Raw genomic sequence first — 16,140 nt, 5'->3', positions numbered from 1 at the left:
GGCCCGTCCGCGGATTGGCCGAGGCCGCCGAATAGAGTGTGCGTATGAACCCCGTGCCCCGGAACGACGTGCCCCGGAACGACGTGCCCCGGAACGACGCCGGTGTTGGCGAGTTGAACGTCGATGAGCCGCTCATCGTTGCCCACGAACCGGCAGCCCCGAGCGAAGATTTGCTCGCCCTGGCCCGCGACCACGGCGTGGACACCTGGTTCTGGGGTGACGCCGGCGCGCAGATTCAGGTGAGTCGCATCACCCTCCTCGCCGTTCTGGACGCACTCGGCGTCGCTGCCGCGACCGCGGCCGATGTCGCCAACTCTCGCCGCGATGTGGTCCTCGCTCCCTGGCGCCGACTGCTGCCGCCGGTCGTGGTGCTGCAGCACGGCGCCGCCGCCGGCCTGCCCGTGCACGCGCGGCAGGGCGCATCCGTCGCGGTGTGGCTGATCTGTGAAGACGGCAGCCGCCGCGACCTGCCGCAGCAGGACGAGTGGTGGGACACCCACAACATCGACGGCGTGACGGTGAGCAGACGCATCTTCGGCATTCCGAGCGACCTGCCGCTGGGCTGGCACATGCTGCACGCTGAGACAGCCGGGAGCGTCGCCTCCGCCTCGCTCGTGATCACTCCGCGGCACCTCGACAATCCGCCGGCACTTGACGGGCGCCGCGCCTGGGGCCTGATGGCGCAGTTGTACTCGGTGCGGTCCTCGCGGTCCTGGGGAATCGGCGACTTCGCCGATCTCGCCGACCTGGCCGCAATCGGCGGCGCCCAGTATGGTGCCGGGTTCGTGCTCGTGAACCCGCTGCACGCGGCCGCGCCGGCGCCGCCCGTGGAACCCTCGCCCTACCTGCCGACGAGCCGTCGGTTCTTCCACCCGATCTACCTGCGCATCGAGGACGTGCCGGAATATGACTACCTGCCCGCCGACGACCGCGCCCAGATCGAGTCCCTGGCGCAGCGGATGTACGCGGCCAACAGTGATCCCGACCGTCTCGACCGCGACGCGACCTACGGCGCCAAGCTTGAGGCGCTCGCCCTGATTCACGCGGTGCCGCGCCGCGCGGCCCGCGAGCAACAATTCGCCGCCTTTCGGGCACGGGGCGGAGAGGCACTCGAGGACTTCGCGCTCTGGTGCGCCCTCACGGAGAAGTTCGAGCCCGATGCGCCGGAATGGGACGTGCAGCCGAGCGGCCCGCGCAGCGTTTTCGCTCTCGGGCAGAAGGCCGCACTCGCCGATCGAATCGAGTTCCACAGTTGGCTGCAGTGGCTCTGTGACGACCAGCTCGAGAGCGCTCAATGCTCCGCCCTCAAGGCCGGCATGTCGCTCGGGATCGTGCACGACCTGCCGGTCGGGGTACAGGCCAGGGGCGCGGATGCCTGGACCCTGCACGACGTGCTCGCCGCCGGTGTCACCGTGGGCGCGCCGCCGGACATGTTCAACAACCAGGGCCAGAACTGGTCGCAGCCGCCGTGGCATCCGGGTCACCTCGCCGAGACCGGCTACGCGGCCTACCGCGACATGCTCCGCAGCGTCTTGCGGCATGCCGGCGGTATCCGTGTCGACCACGTGCTCGGGCTGTTCCGGCTGTGGTGGATTCCCGCGGGCGCCAGCCCGACCCAGGGCACGTATGTGCACTACGATCACGAAGCCCTGATCGGCATTCTCGCGCTCGAAGCTCAGCGCGCGGGGGCGATCGTCGTCGGCGAAGACCTCGGCGTGTTCGAACCCTGGGTGCGGGATTATCTCGTCGAACGCGGAATCTTCGGCACCTCGATCCTGTGGTTCGAACGGTATAACGGCGTTCCACTGGCGCCGGAACTGTACCGACAGCAGTGCCTGACGAGCGTGAACACGCACGACCTGCCGCCCACGACCGGATACCTCGCCGGCGACCACGTCACGCTGCGCGAGTCGCTCGGCATCCTCGGCCGCCCGGTCGCCGAGGAGCGGGCGCTCGACGCGGCCGAGCAGGGCGCGGTGCTGCAGCTCGCACGCGAGCGGGGCCTGCTGACGGATGCCGTGGCACCTGTTCAGAAGACCGCCGAAGTACAGACGACCGCCGAAGTACAGAAGACCGTCGAAGCGCTCTATGCCCTCACCGCGCTCACCCCGTCGTCACTTCTCGGCGTCGCCCTCGTCGATGCCGTCGGCGAGCGGCGCACCCAGAATCAGCCCGGCACCGTGGACGAGTATCCCAACTGGCGGGTACCGCTCGCCGGCCCCGATGGTCGCCCCGTACTCGTCGATGACCTGCCGACCAACGAGCGCTTTGCCGCCCTGGTGCGGGCGATCGACGGCATCCGCTAAGCCGCGAAAGTGGGTGACCCGTCGGTCTGGCGGCCTCAGACCGACGCCTCACCCGCTCTCGCGCCGAAGGTTCGTGCGCGGTCGCTGAGGCGGGGGAGAATGGGCGACTGCCGCACCCCGACGATGTTTGGCCTGTGTCGTCACCTGACGAAAACGATCCGCGACCGGCCCCGTGCCCCGCGTCGTGCCGTGCCGTGCCGTGCCGCACCGCCGGAGGGACTTTAGCGTGGGCGAACGCATCCGCACCGTCAAACCCGGGAGCAAGTATCACGGCCAGCGTGGATTCGTGGTCGCGGGGTCTCAAGAACTACCGGGTACAGCTCGATTCGGGCGTTGTGCTCGTCGCGTCGCCGGCGCTGCTGCACCCGGAATAGCCACAGACTCGGGTAACGTCGATCCATGCCGATATGCGACCCATGCTGATTCGCGCGTACAGCGCGCTCGACGCTGAGGCCACACTGGACGTGTTCCGGCGTGCGATTCGGGTCACTGCCAGCCGCGACTACGCACCCGAGCAGATCGCGGCCTGGGCGCCACAGGACATGAACGTCACGGCCTGGGCCGCCAAGCGTGCGGCGGCCGCGACCGTCGTCGCGATCCTGGATGGCCGCGTCGTGGGATTCACCGATGTCGACGATCGCGGCTACATCGACATGATGTTCGTCGACCCGCACGTTGCGGGTCGGGGAGTCGCGACCGCGTTGCTGGCGTGGGTCGTCGAGGGGGCCGAGCTCCGCGGCATCCGTCAGCTGACCAGTCATGTGAGCGTCACCGCGCGACCATTCTTCGAGAAGAATCGGTTCGTTGTCGTCGAGGAGCGGCATCCGGTGCTCAACGGTGTGGCTCTGACCAACTTTCTGATGCGGCGCTCTGAGGTCGACTCCGAGGTCGACTCCGAGGTCGACTCCGAGGTCGACTCCGAGGTCGCCCCTGATGCTGGCGCGACCTAGGCTGGCAGCCATGACGGGCAAGAAGGACCCCAGCGACTCCAGGCTGAATGTGGTCCGCTATCAGATTGAGCGGATGCTGCCCCCCGAGAACCGCGAGGTTTCCGGGCCAGACCCAGAGACCGACAACAAGACCGACAACAAGACCGAGAACAAGACCGAGCGCAACGCGGCCGGGCAATCCATGATGGAAGCCCGAGCCCAATACGTGGAAATGGCCATTCAGCAGGCCATTCGCCGCGGCGAATTCGACAACCTGCCGGGCGCCGGCAAGCCGCTCGCGAACCTCGAGCACGGCTACGACCCGGACTGGTGGATTCGCCAGAAGATCGAACGCGAGAAGATCACCGGCCTCGGGCCGCCCGCCCTCACGCTGCGCACCGAGAATGCCGAGCTCGACGAGCGGCTTGATCGTGCGGCATCCGAGGCAGCGGTCATCGGCATGCTCACCGACTTCAACGCCCGGGTCGTGGCGGCCCGCCGCCAGTTGCAGGGCGGGCCGCCGGTCGTCACCCCCACCCGTGATGTGGCCGAGCAGCTGGCACTCTGGCGACAACGCCGCGCCGCCCGCAGCGAGGCCGCCAAGCAACAGCGTGAGCGTGAGGCCGCTGAACTCGCCGCCATGACCTGGCGCGAGCGCCGCCGAGCCGCTCGCGCCCGGCCCTCTCGGGGCTGATCCGTTCTGAGAAGAGTTGACAAGGGTTGACAAGGGTTGAGAAGGGTTGAGAAGGGTTGAGAAGGGTTGAGAAGGGTTGAGTTACGGAAAAAGCACCCTCGTCGTCGTGACGAGGGTGCTTTTTCCGTAACTCACTGCGGGGAGGCCCGGACTAGCGGCTCGCGCCACCCTTGTCGGCGCGCAGCTCGATGAGCTTGCCGCTGATGCGCGTTGCGGAGAGCTTCGAGAAGACGTCGTTCGACAGATCCGCCGGAAGCTCGACGAGCGAGAACTCGGGAAGAATCTTGATGTGCCCGAAGTCGTCACGGCTCAGGCCGCCTTCGTTGGCGAGCGCTCCGACGATCTGGCGCGGCTCCACCTTGTGGCGCTTGCCGACCTCGATGCGGTACTGGGCCATCGGCTTACCGCTTGAGCGCACGGGACGCTCGCTGCGGGGCGCGTGTTCACGGTCGCCGCGGTTGCCGCGGTCTCCGTAGCTGTCGCGGTTGTCGCGACGGTCATCGCGACCATGACGGTCGTTGCCGCGGTCGCCACGCTCGTTCGAACGGTCATTGGAACGGTCGCCGTAGCGCTCATTGCTGCGCTCGGTGCGCTCTTCACGGTCGTGACGCTGCTGCGCACGCACGTCTTCGGCGTTGAGCAGCAGGGGAGTCTCGCCCTGCCCGACCACGGCGAGGGCCGCTGCCACATCGACCTCCGGCACGTCGTGGTGTGACACGTAATGCGCGATGATGTCGCGAAACTTCGAGATGCGGTCGGTCTCGTCGAGCGCGGCGGTGATGGCGTCGTCGAAGCGGGTCAGGCGTGTGACGTTCACGTCTTCAACGCTCGGCAGCTGCATCTGAGTCAACGGCTGGCGGGTGGCCTTCTCGATCGCGGTCAGCAGACGACGCTCACGCGGGGTCACGAAGCTGATCGCTGCACCGCTGCGACCGGCGCGGCCGGTGCGGCCGATGCGGTGCACGTAGGACTCGGTGTCGATCGGGATGTCGTAGTTGATGACGTGGCTGATGCGTTCGACGTCGAGGCCGCGAGCGGCGACATCCGTTGCGACCAGAATGTCGAGCTTGCCGCTCTTGAGTTGGTTGACGGTGCGCTCACGCTGCACCTGCTGAACGTCACCGTTGATGGCCATTGCCGAGTAGCCGCGGGCGCGCAGCTTCTCGGCGAGCAGCTCCGTCTCGCTCTTGGTGCGGGCGAAGATGATCATGCCCTCGAAGTTCTCGACCTCGAGGATGCGGGTCAGCGCGTCGAGCTTCTGGCCGTAGGACACGATCAGGTAGCGCTGGGTGGTGTTGACGCTCGTCGTGGTCTTGCTCTTGACCGTGATCTCGGCCGGGTCGTTGAGATACTTCTTGGAGATGCGGCGAATCTGCGCCGGCATCGTCGCCGAGAACAGGGCAACCTGCTTGTCGTCGGGGGTATCGGCAAGAATGGTCTCGATGTCTTCTACGAAGCCCATGTTCAGCATCTCGTCGGCCTCATCGAGCACGAGGTACTTGAGCTCAGAGAGGTCGAGGGTGCCCTTGGCGAGGTGGTCCATGATGCGACCGGGGGTACCGACAACGATGTGCACACCGCGGCGCAGCGCAGAAAGCTGCTGGCCGTAGCCCTGTCCGCCGTACACGGGCAGCACGTGCACACCCTTCAGGTGGGCGGCGTACTTCTCGAACGCTTCGCAGACCTGCAGGGCCAGCTCACGCGTCGGCGCGAGAACGAGCGCCTGCGGGTTCTTCTGCGACAGGTCGAGACGGTTCAAAATGGGCAGCGCGAACGCTGCCGTCTTGCCGGTACCGGTCTGAGCAAGGCCGACGACGTCGCGTCCCTCGAGCAGTGGGGGGATCGTCGCGGCCTGAATGGCGGACGGTGTTTCGTAGCCGACGACTTTGAGCGCCTTGAGCATGGCGTCATTGAGTCCGAGGTCGGCGAAAGTGATCGCAGTTGAGGCAGCGTCTGCCTCGCCCTGCGTGGTGGTGTCAGAATGCGTCATACTATCAACGGTAGTCGAAGTCTGCGGTTCGCGCGGTCACTTCGCCGCCCAGCCAAGCCACCAGGGCATCGAGTAGGGCGGCGCTGGCGCTCAGATCGAGGTCGCGGGGATCGGGCCCGAAGATTCCCCAGAGCGGATGCTCCGGGTCATGACGCTGGGGCCCCTGGTCGTTGTCGCCCGGATCGATCGCTGCGTGTTCGGACAGCGCCGGCAGCCGGTCGACGTGCACGAGCTGCGGCCACAGGGCGTGCAGCAGGGTCGTTTCGAACACTCCCGCGTGGTCGGGCGCAATGGGCGCGGTACCGCAGCGATTCACCGCGGTGGCGAAGACACGCATCGTGTGGGTGCCCCGGTCTGATCCCGCGACCGCCCAGTCGGCGGCGATCGTATCGATCATGGTGAGCTGTTCATCGGCGAAGTGCCCGGTGAACAGCACGGCGAGGCGCACCCCCAGTGCTTCCAGCCGCTGCAGAGTCTGCTCCAGATGAGAGCGGATGCCCGCGGCCGAGTGCATCATGATCGTCCACGGGTACTCGGCGTGGCCGCCGCCCGTGCCCTGGTACAGCGGTGGCAGCACGATGCCGCCGTTGTGCCGGGCGCTCGCGACGCAGAGCCCGTGCGCCGTCAGGGCATCGAGCCCGATCGGCAGGTGCGAGCTGTGAAATTCGAGGGTGCCGAGCGGAAGATACGCGACCGCAGTCGCGGCCAGGGCCGAGTCGAGTTCGGCCGGGGACAGGTATTCCGCGCGCACCTCATCGCGCATTCCCTCATCGCGCAAGCCCTCATCAGGCGTTCCCTCATCAGGCGTTCCCTCATCAGGCATAGTAGTTGCGCGGCCAGCGGTGCTCGGCGAGCTGGTCGAGCAGCTCGGTGGGAAACGGAGCACCATCGGAATAGGACACATTGCGGGCGACGTTGCTGCGGCTGCGCATGCCGGCGATCACCGTCGATACCTCGGGTGAGCTCAGGGTGTAGCGGATCGCGGCCTCGGCGAGGGTCGGATAGTACGGCGCGCAGAGGGTCTTGAGGGCTTCGACCCGCTCGAGGGTGTCGGTGAAACGGTCTCCACGGAACATCTCGTGCTGCTGCGATCCGGGCTCCCAGCCGGCGTAGGTGTGCGGGGTCCACTGGCCGCTGAGGGCGCCGGAGTCGAAGGCGACCCGGTCGATGAACGCGGTGTTCGAGCGGGCCCCCGCGGGAAAGAGACGATCGACCGGGCGCTGCTCGAACAGGTTGAAGATCACCTGAATGGAGTCGACGAGGCCGAGGGCAGCGATATCGACACCCTCATCGGGTCGGTAGTCGCGAATGGATACGCCGATCTTGTCAATCTTGCCCTCGACGCGCAGAGCGTTCAGGGTCTCCAGCCACTCCAGATTGTTCACCCCGTCACCGAGCCAGCAGTGCAGCTGCAGCAGGTCGATCCGGTCCACGCCGAGACGGCTCAGAGCGAGTTCGACCCCGTGCCGCAGGTGCCACTGCGGATACCGACCGGTCATCGCCGGATCGTCCTCGGTCGCGTTCGGCCAGACCGTGGGCTGAATCTTGGTAGCGACGTAGACACGATCACCGCTCCACCGACGCAGGGATTCGCCGACAACCTGCTCGCTGTGCCCCGCGCCGTACAGTTCAGCCGTGTCGACGAAGTTGATGCCCTGCTCGTAAGCCGACAGCAGGGTTCCGATCGACTGCTCATCATCGACGGCTCCCCACTGGCCACCCAGCTGCCAGGCGCCAAACGAGATCTCGCTGACGTTCCATCCGGTTCGACCGAAACTGCGGTACTGCACAGGGGTACTCCCTTAAAAAGTTGTTGTGTGTGTGGGTGTGTGTGTGACTAGGGTCAGGCCGGAATGAAAACGGCGCGCATCCACTCGAGTGCGTCGTCGTTCGGCAGGGAGCCGTCGCTCGCATCGTGCCGACCGTAGACCCCGACCCGTTCGGCCCCGAGCGACCGCAGCTGCTCGTCGATGATCTCGCTGCCGTGGCTGTAGGTCTCGTAGCTGCGGTCGCCGAGGCCGAAGATCGAATAGCGGATGCCGGCGAGGCTCGGTTGCGCCTCCTGCAGCGCGTCGAAGAGCGGGCGCGCGCCGCTCGGCAGTTCGCCGTCGCCGTGGGTGGAGCAGACGACGATGTAGGCATCCGTCGGCGTGAAATCGGCGATGTCAAAATCGGTCATGTCGGCCACGACCGCGATCGGGTCGCCTCCGAGTTCGGACGCGAGGTCTTCGGCGACCATCTCGGCGTTTCCGGATTCGGTTCCAAAGAGAATAATGGTGCGGGTCATGAGAGCTCCTCGATCAGGTGGTGGAGTGTCGTGGTGTCGGCGGCACGTGCCAAAACGGCATAGCCCGGCTTGGTGCCGTGGGGGAGTCGAGCGGTGTGGTCGGCAATGATGCAATTCGCGACCATGCGGGCGTCGACCCGGTTTTCGGGGATCGTGCCGCGCGGTCCCCGGCGCAGCCAGCCAACGCAGTAGAGCCCGTCGCCGAGAACGCCCCGGTCGAGGTCGAGGTGTTCGGCCGATTCGTGGTGCGCGCGGCGCAGGGGAGCGTCGGCGTGTTCGGTGAATCCAATCGCCGTGCAGACCGCGTCGGCGGCGATGCTCAGCGTGCCGTCGGTGCCGTCGGTGCTGTCGGTGCTGTCGGTGCTGTCGCTGCCGTGGCTGCCGTCGCTGTCCGGCGTCGCGGGTGCTGCACGAAAGGTCAGGTGCAGGGCCTGGTCGTGCTCGGTGATTTCGTCGGGAACCCAGCCGAATCGAAACCGCACGGTGCGGGTGGCGAGCGGGTCTGACCCGGCTACGAGTGCGTCGACTGCATCTCGCCGAGTGGCATTCGCGGAGGCAGCGTTGTTTGGTGAGGCAGCGTTGTTTGGGGAGGCAGCGTTGTTTGGTGAGGCAGCGTTGTTTGGTGAGGCAGCGTTGTTTGGGGAGTCAGCACTGCTTGTGGAGTCAGCACTGCTTGTGGAGTCAGCACTGCTTGTGATGTCGGCGAGGTCAGCCGGCGCCGCATCGGAGACGAAGCGGATGCCCGCGAGCTTGCCCAGTTCGCGCAGCATGGCCGGGTCGAACTTCGCCGTCTCGGGCTGTGATCGGCCGACGATGTCGATCTGTCGCGCCGGGCCGGCGGTGATCGCCCTGACCACATCGTCGGCGATGCCGAGTTCGCGCAGCTGCTCGGGGGCGGTGAGGAAGAGACGCAGCAGGTCGAGCGCGACGTTGCCGTGGCCCACGATGACGACGCGTTCGCCGAGCCGCACGCCGTCGACCGTCTCGTCGGGGTGGCCGTTGATGAGCCGGGTCAGGCGTCCGGCACCGTACACACCGGGCAGGTCGGAGCCGGGCACGACGGCGAGCGGGCTGCTGAGCGACCGGTCGGCGTGCAGGCCGGTCGCCAGCACGACGATGTCGAAGGCTGCCCGCAGCTGGTCCAGGGTGAAGTCGCCGCGCGAGGCGGCACTGCCGATGAGGGTGCGGCCGGCGAAGCGCACACCGGCCTGCTCGAACAGACGGTCGAACTGCTTGGTGACGGCCTTGGTACCGGGGTGGTCAGGTGCCACACCGTACCTCACGAGACCGTACGGCACGTCGAGCCGGTCGAAGATGACGATTTCGCTGCCCTGCCACTGCTTGCGCAGAAACTGGGCGGTGTAGCACCCCGAGGGTCCGCTGCCGACGATGGCAATCGTCGGCAAATCGGAGGGTAGAGCGCTGCTGTCCATCGCTGCTCCTTTGCAGGTCTGTCGGTGTTGAGGAACGGGGGTGTTGAGGAACGGGGGTGTTGAGGAACGGGGGTGTTGAGGATCCGGGGTAATGACTGTCTGGGGTGCTCGAAAAAGTAGCACGCGCCACCGTCACGGCAGCAGCGTAAATGCACCCGTTCGGGCAGAATTTGGACCGATTTGGCAGGCAGTACGCAGCACCGAACAACTCCCGCCTGCGCAAGTTGTACGGGCGACCGTACGCATCGCCAAATAGGCCTCCGGGCAGGCACTTTCGCCGCAATTTTCGTTGCGGCCGCTGCGGCGATGCAGCACAGTCGGGAAGACCACAACTTCAGGACACGAGGAGCGTCGAAGAGATGCCAGAACACACCGTCAGCGCCGACGAGATCAGAGCCGACAGCACCGCCCGGAGCAGCACGGCCCAGAAATGCCCGTTTCCCGGGGTGACGAATGTCGCAGTTCCGGTCGCTGAGCCGGTCGCTGAGTCGGCCGCAGAGTCGGCCGCAGTGTCGGACGCAGAATCAACAGCAACGTCCGAGCCCGCATTCGATCCGCCACCGGCCGATCTCACGGTTCACTACGACCCGCTCTCGTTCGCGATCTACGACTATCCCTACGACACGTTCAAGCGGTTGCGTGATGCAGCTCCGGTCTATTACAACGCAGACCGCGACCTCTATATCGTGTCGCGCTACGACGACGTGCGGGCCGGTCTCGCCAACCACGAGCAGCTCGTCAATGGGCTCGGCAACGACATGGACGGTACCCACGCCTCCTTCGGCGAGGGCATGCTGGTCTCCCAGGATGGCGCGCGGCACACTGCCCTGCGGCAGGCGGTGCGCCGCACCTTCGCGGCGCGCGAGATTCTGGCCCGCGAAGACGGGCTGCGCGAGTTCACCCGCTCGCTGTTGGCCGACCTGCACGCCTCGGGTGGCGGCGACTTCGCGAGCGGGTTCGCCCTGCCGATGTCGATCGGCATGGGAATCTCACTGCTCGGCTCGCCGGCCGAAGACAACGCCGTCATCGTCGATCACCTCTGGCGGTCGATGGAGCGAACGGTCGGCGAATTCGGCGTGCCGGCCGACGCGGCCGCGGCCAACCAGGAGACCGAGGAGCTGCTCGCGGAGCGCTTCGCAACACGTCGCGCCGAAATCGACGCCGGGGCAGACACCTCCGGGTCCGACGCCTACACGCAGATTCTCATCGCGCAGCAGAAGGGCAAGGTGAAGGCCAGCGAAATGGATGGCCTCGCCCACCTCGTGCTCTCGGCCGCGAGCGATGCGCCGGCCGCGTTGCTGACGAACCTCGTCTACATCCTCGACAAATTCCCGCGCCTGCAGGGCTACCTGCGGCAGCGTCCCGACCTCATCAAGCAGTTTGTTGAAGAAACCCTGCGCTACGAAACCCCCGGTCAGAACCTGTGCCGCCAGGCCACCGAGCAGATCGAGATCGCGGGCGTCACCATTCCCGCCGACTCGCGCGTCATGTTTCTGCAAGGGTCGGCCAACCGGGACGAACGGGTCTACCCCGACCCAGACACCTTTGACCTGTCACGCGAGTTCACGCCGAAGAACCGTGTCATGACCTTCGGTGAGGGGGTCCACGCGTGCATGGGGGCACCCTACGCGCGGCTGGCCGCGAAGGTCATGGTCGAGGAACTGCTGCTCGGGCCGGATATCCGCATCGTCGGATCACCCGAGCGCTGGATCAAGCAGATGGTCAGGGGATTCTCGATGCTGCCGGTGCGTTTCGTGGTGCCAGGGGCATCCGTCGGCCACGCCCGATTCTCGCTGCACGCCGCGCACGCCGAGCACGCCGAGCACGACGAGCACGCCCAGCACGCCCAGCACGCCGAGCACGACGAGCACGACGAGCACGACGGGCCGGACGCGTAAGCGAGCACGGGAGTTGTGCGCCACACTAAGCGAGTGGAACCGTTCATTGTCGAGCACGACTCCCCGCTGACCAAGTGGGGGCAGATTCGCCGTGACCTGCGCGCGCGCATCGAAAACGGTGAGTACCGGGCCGGCGCGAAGCTGCCGACCGAGGCCGAACTCATGGCTCACTACGGCGTCAGCCGAGCCACCGTGCGGCGCACACTGGCGGCGATGACCGACGACGGCTACGTCGTCAGCCGGCGCGGCTCCGGAACCTACGTCACCGGCCGGGGCGGCGCGGGGCGCTTTCACCTCGACCTGAACCGGCCCTGGCGGGACCAACTGCTGCTCGCCGGCCACGACGCCGTCTCCCAGCTGGGCGAGATTCGCGCTCACGCCGAGCTGCCCGCGCACGTCGCCCACTTTTTCACAGCGGAACCCGCGCCGGCCTCCTTTGTCTTCGCGCGCGAGGTGCACCTCGTCGACGGCGTGCCGATCGGGCTGACCGAATCCTGGACCGGGCGCACCGGTACCCTGTTCGACGACCCGGCCGTCGACGTGGCCAACGAGCGGGTGACCGCCGAGTGTTACGCCGAAATCGATTTCGCTACCGCCCTGCAGGCCGGCCTGTTGCGCTCCTACCTCGACGTGCCCCTCATCGTTGTCACCGCCCGCACCCGCCTGGTCACGACCGGCCAGACGGTGGAATTCGCGCGCACCTGGTGGCTCGGCAGCCGAGTGCGGCTGGCCTACCAGCGCGAACTCACTCTCGCCCAGATCGACGTCACCCAGCTGATCGGCCGTCGCGGCTGAACCCGGGGCTGGACGTCGAGAGTTTGCATGATCGTAACCTGCGTTTCACGCCAGCGAGAAGAGCCCGGCCTACGCTCAGACGATGGCTCCCCAACGCGATACTCGACGTCACATCGCCGGTGAATCCACATGATGGAACGGGTCGATCCGTTCATCGGCACCGACGTCACGGACCTGCCGCCACGCAGCGGGCTCGCCGCCGCCTGGTGGTGGCCGAAACCGCAGATCGGCAACACGCACCCGGGGGCAACGTTTCCGCTCGGTATGGTGTCGGCGTGCGCGTATTCCGGGGCCTACCCGACGGGATACGGGCGGCACGACCTGTCGCTCGACGGGGTGCCGGTGCGCCTGCACGAGGGGCAACTCGCCTCCGGATTCACCCACTTTCAGCAGTCCGGAACCGGCGCGATCCGCAAGTACTACAACTACTTTCGGGTCACGCCGATGGTCGAACCGCTCGATGTGCTCGGCCGCAGCTGGGAGCTCTCCGAGGAGGAGGCCGAGGCCGGCTGGTATTCGGCGACCCTGGACTCGGGCATCACCGCCGAGCTGACGGTCGGACCGAAGAGTGCCGTGCACCGCTACACGTTTCCCAAGCACAGCAACGCCCGCATCGTGATCGACTTTTCGCTTGGCGGCCTGTCGATTCCGTACGGCGCGACCATCCCGCTGCGCGCCCATATCGAGTGCCTCGAACCCGGCGTGGCGTGCGGACAGATCACCGCGGAGGGCGTGCCGCTCTCGGTCTACATCGAGTGTGACACCCCGCAGTGGCGCCAGATGCTCTGGTACGACCGGCGTCTGATGCCCGGCGGTACCCGCCTCGACTTCGACCACATCCGCCCGACGACCCTGCGTACCTTCGGCCTGATGTGGGCAGGTCCGAGCGAGCAGGGCGAAACGATCGAGCTGCGAATCGGCTTCTCGCTGCGGGGCGTGGAGCAGGCGAAAAAGAACCTCTACGCCGATTCGCCGCCGGCCCTGAGCCGGTTTGCGGTCCGGAAGGCCTTGACGCAGGAGGCCTGGGGCAGTGTGATCGACGCCATCACGGTCGTGACCCCGTCGGCCGACCGGCAGACGGTCTTCTCGACCGCGCTCTATCACTCGCTGATCAAACCGTGTCTGGCCCCATCGGAGAGCCCGTTCTGGCCGACCGACGGCCCCTTCGCCTTCGATATCAGCACCATGTGGGACATCTACCGCACGCAGCTGCCGCTGCTCACCGCCCTGATGCCCGAGCGCGCGGTGGAACTGGCGACGGCGCTGCTGACGATCTGCGAGGAGGAGGGCAACTTTCCGATCGGCTACCGCATGGCCCGCGGCAGCGACCGGTTCTCCCGGCAGGGCAGCGCCCTCGTGCACACCTTTCTCGCCGACCTCTGCCAGCTCGGCCTGCCCGGCATCGACTGGGACTGGGCCCTCATCCACATGTCCGACGACCTGCGCCGCACCTACGGCGAGGAGTTTCTGCTGCGGGGGGAGGCGCATCCGATCAGCCACACCCTCGACCTCGCATTCGGGTACTGGTGCACGGCGAAGGTCGCCGAGCACCTCGGCGACACAACTCTCGTGAAACAGTTCACCGAGCTCGCGGCCCGGTGGCCAAATGCGTTCGACTCCGAGCTGGGCCTGCTCAAGGACTCCACCTTCTACGAGGGCAGCCGGCACAACTACTCCTTTCGGCTGACCCATGACATGCCGGGCCGCATTGCCCTGAGCGGCGGCCCGGAGCGATTCCTGGCCCAACTCGACACCTTCTTCGGCTACGGCGCCGAACCGGTACAGCAGATGGGTGAAGCCCCGCTCGCCGCCGAGGTGCTGGCCGGGTACGCGCTCGGCCGTTTCGAGGGGCTCAACAACGAACCCGATATGGACGTGCCGTGGGCGTACCACTACCTCGGTCGGCCCGACCGCACCGCCGAAATTGTGCACAACGTGCTGCACCAACAGTTCGGAACCGGCCGCGGCGGTCTGCCGGGCAACGATGACTCCGGCGGCCTCAGCTCCTGGTTCGTCTGGGCCTCGCTCGGGTTGTTCCCGGTCGCCGGGCAGAATCTCTTTCTCGTCAACGCGCCCGCGTTCCAGGAGTCCTCGATGAAGGTCGGCCGGCACACCTTCACGATCCGCACCCTCGGATTCATCGAACCCACACCGGGCGGCCCCGTGCAGTACGTGCAGGCCGCGCACTTCAACGGCGAACCGCTCACCCGCACCTGGCTGCGCGCCACCGAAGTGCACCGCGGCGGCGAACTCATTATCGAGCTCGGGCCGACGCCCAGCGACTGGGGAACCCTCGAGCTTCCCTCCCAGGCCAATCTGTTCCACACTTCCACCCACCCCTGAAACCACCCCTGAAAACCAGGAGCGATCACATGGAAACCAACACGTTCGACACCAACACGTTCGACACCAACACGTTCGGCACCAACACGTTCGGCACCAACACGTTCAGCAACAGCAACCCCGTAGCCCAGGACCGGGCAATCGACAAGCGGCTCGTCATCGTGGTGCGCGCCGATCCGGTGATCTGCGGGCACTCGGTCGAGGCTCGCAACCTCGCCGAAACCGCCCTCGAGCGCGGCTTCGACGAGGTGCGCATTGTGACCTGGCCGATCGAACAGCTGCAGAAGAGCGGCCTGCCGCTGAAACCCCTCGGCTCCGTGCTGCCCTACAGCGCGGGCATCGTCGTCGAGCGCCCCGAACCGGTCGGCGACTACAAGGTCATCGACGGTCGGCACCTGGCCGGCATCACCGGACGTCTGATCGAGCTGTTCACCGACGGCGTGCCGACCGTGTGTCTCTCGCTGTACCTGAGCCCGCACACCCTTGCAGTGACGGACGCCGTGCGCGCCGCCCGCGGAACCGGTTTGCCGGTGAACGTGACCACCATCGCCGAAGCGGTGGGCAGCGATGTCACCAACGTCGTGCGCACGGCGGTGGATGCGGGGCGCTTCGGGGCCGCCGCGCACATCCTCTCGAGCTATCTCAGCCAGGACCACTGCGTGGCCGTGTCCGAATACACGCGGGAGCTGATTCTCTCCGAGGCCGCCCTCGTCGACGCGCAACACGGCACCCGCTACGCCGCGCAGTGCCGTGACCGGGTCTCGATCTCGTATCCGGCGATCGACGCCGACTCGTACCTCGACCTCGACGAGTCCGTGCTCGTCGACGTACTCGCGGCCCGAGGTTTGGTGCCGGGCAGCTACATCCTGTTTCTGTCCCGGCTGACGGCGGCCAAGGGCGTCGACGATCTCATGGCCGGCTACGCCCTGAGCGCGTCGAGCCGGAATAAGATCCTCATCATTGCCGGTCGGGGGCCGCAGGAACAGAACCTGCGGGACCTCGCGGCGCAGTCTCCGGTGGCCGACCGCATCCGCTTTCTGAACGATGTCGGCGACGCCGAGAAGCCGTATTTGATGGCCGCCTGCGCGGCCTTCGTGCTGCCGAGCAAGCCGCGGCCCGAGTTTGTGGAGACCTTCGGCATCGCCCTGGCCGAGAAGATGCTTGCCGGCGGCGGTCCGGTCATCACGACCCTGACCGGCGGAATCGGCGAGGCCGTGGGCGACCACGCGATCATCGTGCCGGTGGAGGATCCGCAGGCGATTGCATCCGCCATTGACCACGCCCTGCTCGAGACGAGCGACGCCGAGCGCACCGATTGGGCCGCCCGTGCGCGCGCCTACGCGATGCAGTTCGACCGCCGCGTGGTCTTCGACCGGATGTTCTCGCTCACCACCCACACGGTCGGTGCGGCGACCGCCGCCGCGAGCATTGCGGCACCTCCCCGCGAGTGAGCAATATTCGCTCG

At 66.9% G+C, this 16,140-nt stretch carries 12 protein-coding genes; 7 read left to right on the top strand and 5 right to left on the bottom strand.

Features of this window, described 5'->3' with window-relative positions; all coding sequences use genetic code 11:
- Positions 1-44: 44 nt before the first annotated feature.
- From malQ to E3T55_RS05010, 3 genes are all read left to right on the top strand, one after another.
- On the top strand, positions 45-2,306 hold the full coding sequence (gene malQ / locus E3T55_RS05020; RefSeq protein WP_134518469.1) for a 4-alpha-glucanotransferase: 2,262 nt from the start codon (positions 45-47) through the stop codon (positions 2,304-2,306).
- Between the two features lie 416 nt (positions 2,307-2,722).
- Positions 2,723-3,256 carry a GNAT family N-acetyltransferase gene (locus E3T55_RS05015; protein ID WP_241992876.1) on the top strand — a complete coding sequence of 178 codons (534 nt, stop codon included), beginning with the start codon at positions 2,723-2,725 and terminating at the stop codon, positions 3,254-3,256.
- A 10-nt stretch (positions 3,257-3,266) separates the two neighbouring features.
- The gene (locus E3T55_RS05010) at positions 3,267-3,929 is read left to right on the top strand and encodes a DnaJ family domain-containing protein (protein ID WP_241992875.1); all 663 of its coding nucleotides are present in this window, start codon (positions 3,267-3,269) and stop codon (positions 3,927-3,929) included.
- Positions 3,930-4,080: 151 nt separating this feature from the next.
- Here E3T55_RS05010 and E3T55_RS05005 read toward each other — a convergent pair whose 3' ends face one another.
- Genes E3T55_RS05005 through E3T55_RS20540 form a run of 5 tightly spaced genes read right to left on the bottom strand, consistent with a single transcriptional unit; the run spans position 4,081 to position 9,639 of the window.
- Positions 4,081-5,919, bottom strand: a complete 1,839-nt coding sequence (locus tag E3T55_RS05005; protein ID WP_134518467.1) for a DEAD/DEAH box helicase — start codon at positions 5,917-5,919, stop codon at positions 4,081-4,083.
- 4 nt (positions 5,920-5,923) lie between these two features.
- The gene (locus E3T55_RS05000; RefSeq protein WP_241992874.1) at positions 5,924-6,697 is read right to left on the bottom strand and encodes a creatininase family protein; all 774 of its coding nucleotides are present in this window, start codon (positions 6,695-6,697) and stop codon (positions 5,924-5,926) included.
- A 37-nt stretch (positions 6,698-6,734) separates the two neighbouring features.
- Positions 6,735-7,709: an aldo/keto reductase gene (locus E3T55_RS04995; RefSeq protein WP_134518466.1), complete on the bottom strand. Its 975-nt coding sequence runs from the start codon at positions 7,707-7,709 to the stop codon at positions 6,735-6,737.
- 53 nt (positions 7,710-7,762) lie between these two features.
- Positions 7,763-8,206, bottom strand: a complete 444-nt coding sequence (locus E3T55_RS04990) for a flavodoxin domain-containing protein (protein WP_134518465.1) — start codon at positions 8,204-8,206, stop codon at positions 7,763-7,765.
- On the bottom strand, positions 8,203-9,639 hold the full coding sequence (locus tag E3T55_RS20540; RefSeq protein ID WP_198418514.1) for an FAD-dependent oxidoreductase: 1,437 nt from the start codon (positions 9,637-9,639) through the stop codon (positions 8,203-8,205). Before E3T55_RS20540 ends, E3T55_RS04990 begins: the two co-directional genes overlap by 4 nt.
- A 359-nt stretch (positions 9,640-9,998) precedes the next feature.
- Here E3T55_RS20540 and E3T55_RS04980 point away from each other — a divergent pair, with 359 nt between their 5' ends.
- The 4 genes from E3T55_RS04980 (at position 9,999) to E3T55_RS04965 (ending at position 16,126) form a co-directional block, all read left to right on the top strand.
- Complete coding sequence (locus tag E3T55_RS04980; protein ID WP_134518464.1) at positions 9,999-11,537, top strand: cytochrome P450; 1,539 nt, start codon at positions 9,999-10,001, stop codon at positions 11,535-11,537.
- Between the two features lie 33 nt (positions 11,538-11,570).
- Positions 11,571-12,332 carry a GntR family transcriptional regulator gene (locus tag E3T55_RS04975; protein WP_166791681.1) on the top strand — a complete coding sequence of 254 codons (762 nt, stop codon included), beginning with the start codon at positions 11,571-11,573 and terminating at the stop codon, positions 12,330-12,332.
- A 129-nt stretch (positions 12,333-12,461) separates the two neighbouring features.
- Entirely contained in the window at positions 12,462-14,675 is a 2,214-nt protein-coding gene (locus E3T55_RS04970) for a glycoside hydrolase domain-containing protein (protein ID WP_134518462.1), read from the top strand.
- A 29-nt stretch (positions 14,676-14,704) separates the two neighbouring features.
- Complete coding sequence (locus tag E3T55_RS04965; protein ID WP_134518461.1) at positions 14,705-16,126, top strand: glycosyltransferase; 1,422 nt, start codon at positions 14,705-14,707, stop codon at positions 16,124-16,126.
- Positions 16,127-16,140 lie beyond the last annotated feature (14 nt).

This window comes from Cryobacterium frigoriphilum, assembly GCF_004403305.1.
Classification (GTDB): domain Bacteria; phylum Actinomycetota; class Actinomycetes; order Actinomycetales; family Microbacteriaceae; genus Cryobacterium; species Cryobacterium frigoriphilum.
This window is presented reverse-complemented; position numbering and strand designations above follow the sequence as displayed.

Excerpts from the sequence above, each read along its gene's own strand:
- malQ (WP_134518469.1), top strand. The coding sequence starts at position 45 with ATGAACCCCGTGCCCCGGAACGACGTGCCCCGGAACGACGTGCCCCGG.
- E3T55_RS05015 (WP_241992876.1), top strand. The coding sequence starts at position 2,723 with ATGCTGATTCGCGCGTACAGCGCGCTCGACGCTGAGGCCACACTGGAC.
- E3T55_RS05010 (WP_241992875.1), top strand. The coding sequence starts at position 3,267 with ATGACGGGCAAGAAGGACCCCAGCGACTCCAGGCTGAATGTGGTCCGC.
- E3T55_RS05005 (WP_134518467.1), bottom strand. The coding sequence starts at position 5,919 with ATGACGCATTCTGACACCACCACGCAGGGCGAGGCAGACGCTGCCTCA.
- E3T55_RS04990 (WP_134518465.1), bottom strand. The coding sequence starts at position 8,206 with ATGACCCGCACCATTATTCTCTTTGGAACCGAATCCGGAAACGCCGAG.
- E3T55_RS20540 (WP_198418514.1), bottom strand. The coding sequence starts at position 9,639 with ATGGACAGCAGCGCTCTACCCTCCGATTTGCCGACGATTGCCATCGTC.
- E3T55_RS04980 (WP_134518464.1), top strand. The coding sequence starts at position 9,999 with ATGCCAGAACACACCGTCAGCGCCGACGAGATCAGAGCCGACAGCACC.
- E3T55_RS04970 (WP_134518462.1), top strand. The coding sequence starts at position 12,462 with ATGATGGAACGGGTCGATCCGTTCATCGGCACCGACGTCACGGACCTG.
- E3T55_RS04965 (WP_134518461.1), top strand. The coding sequence starts at position 14,705 with ATGGAAACCAACACGTTCGACACCAACACGTTCGACACCAACACGTTC.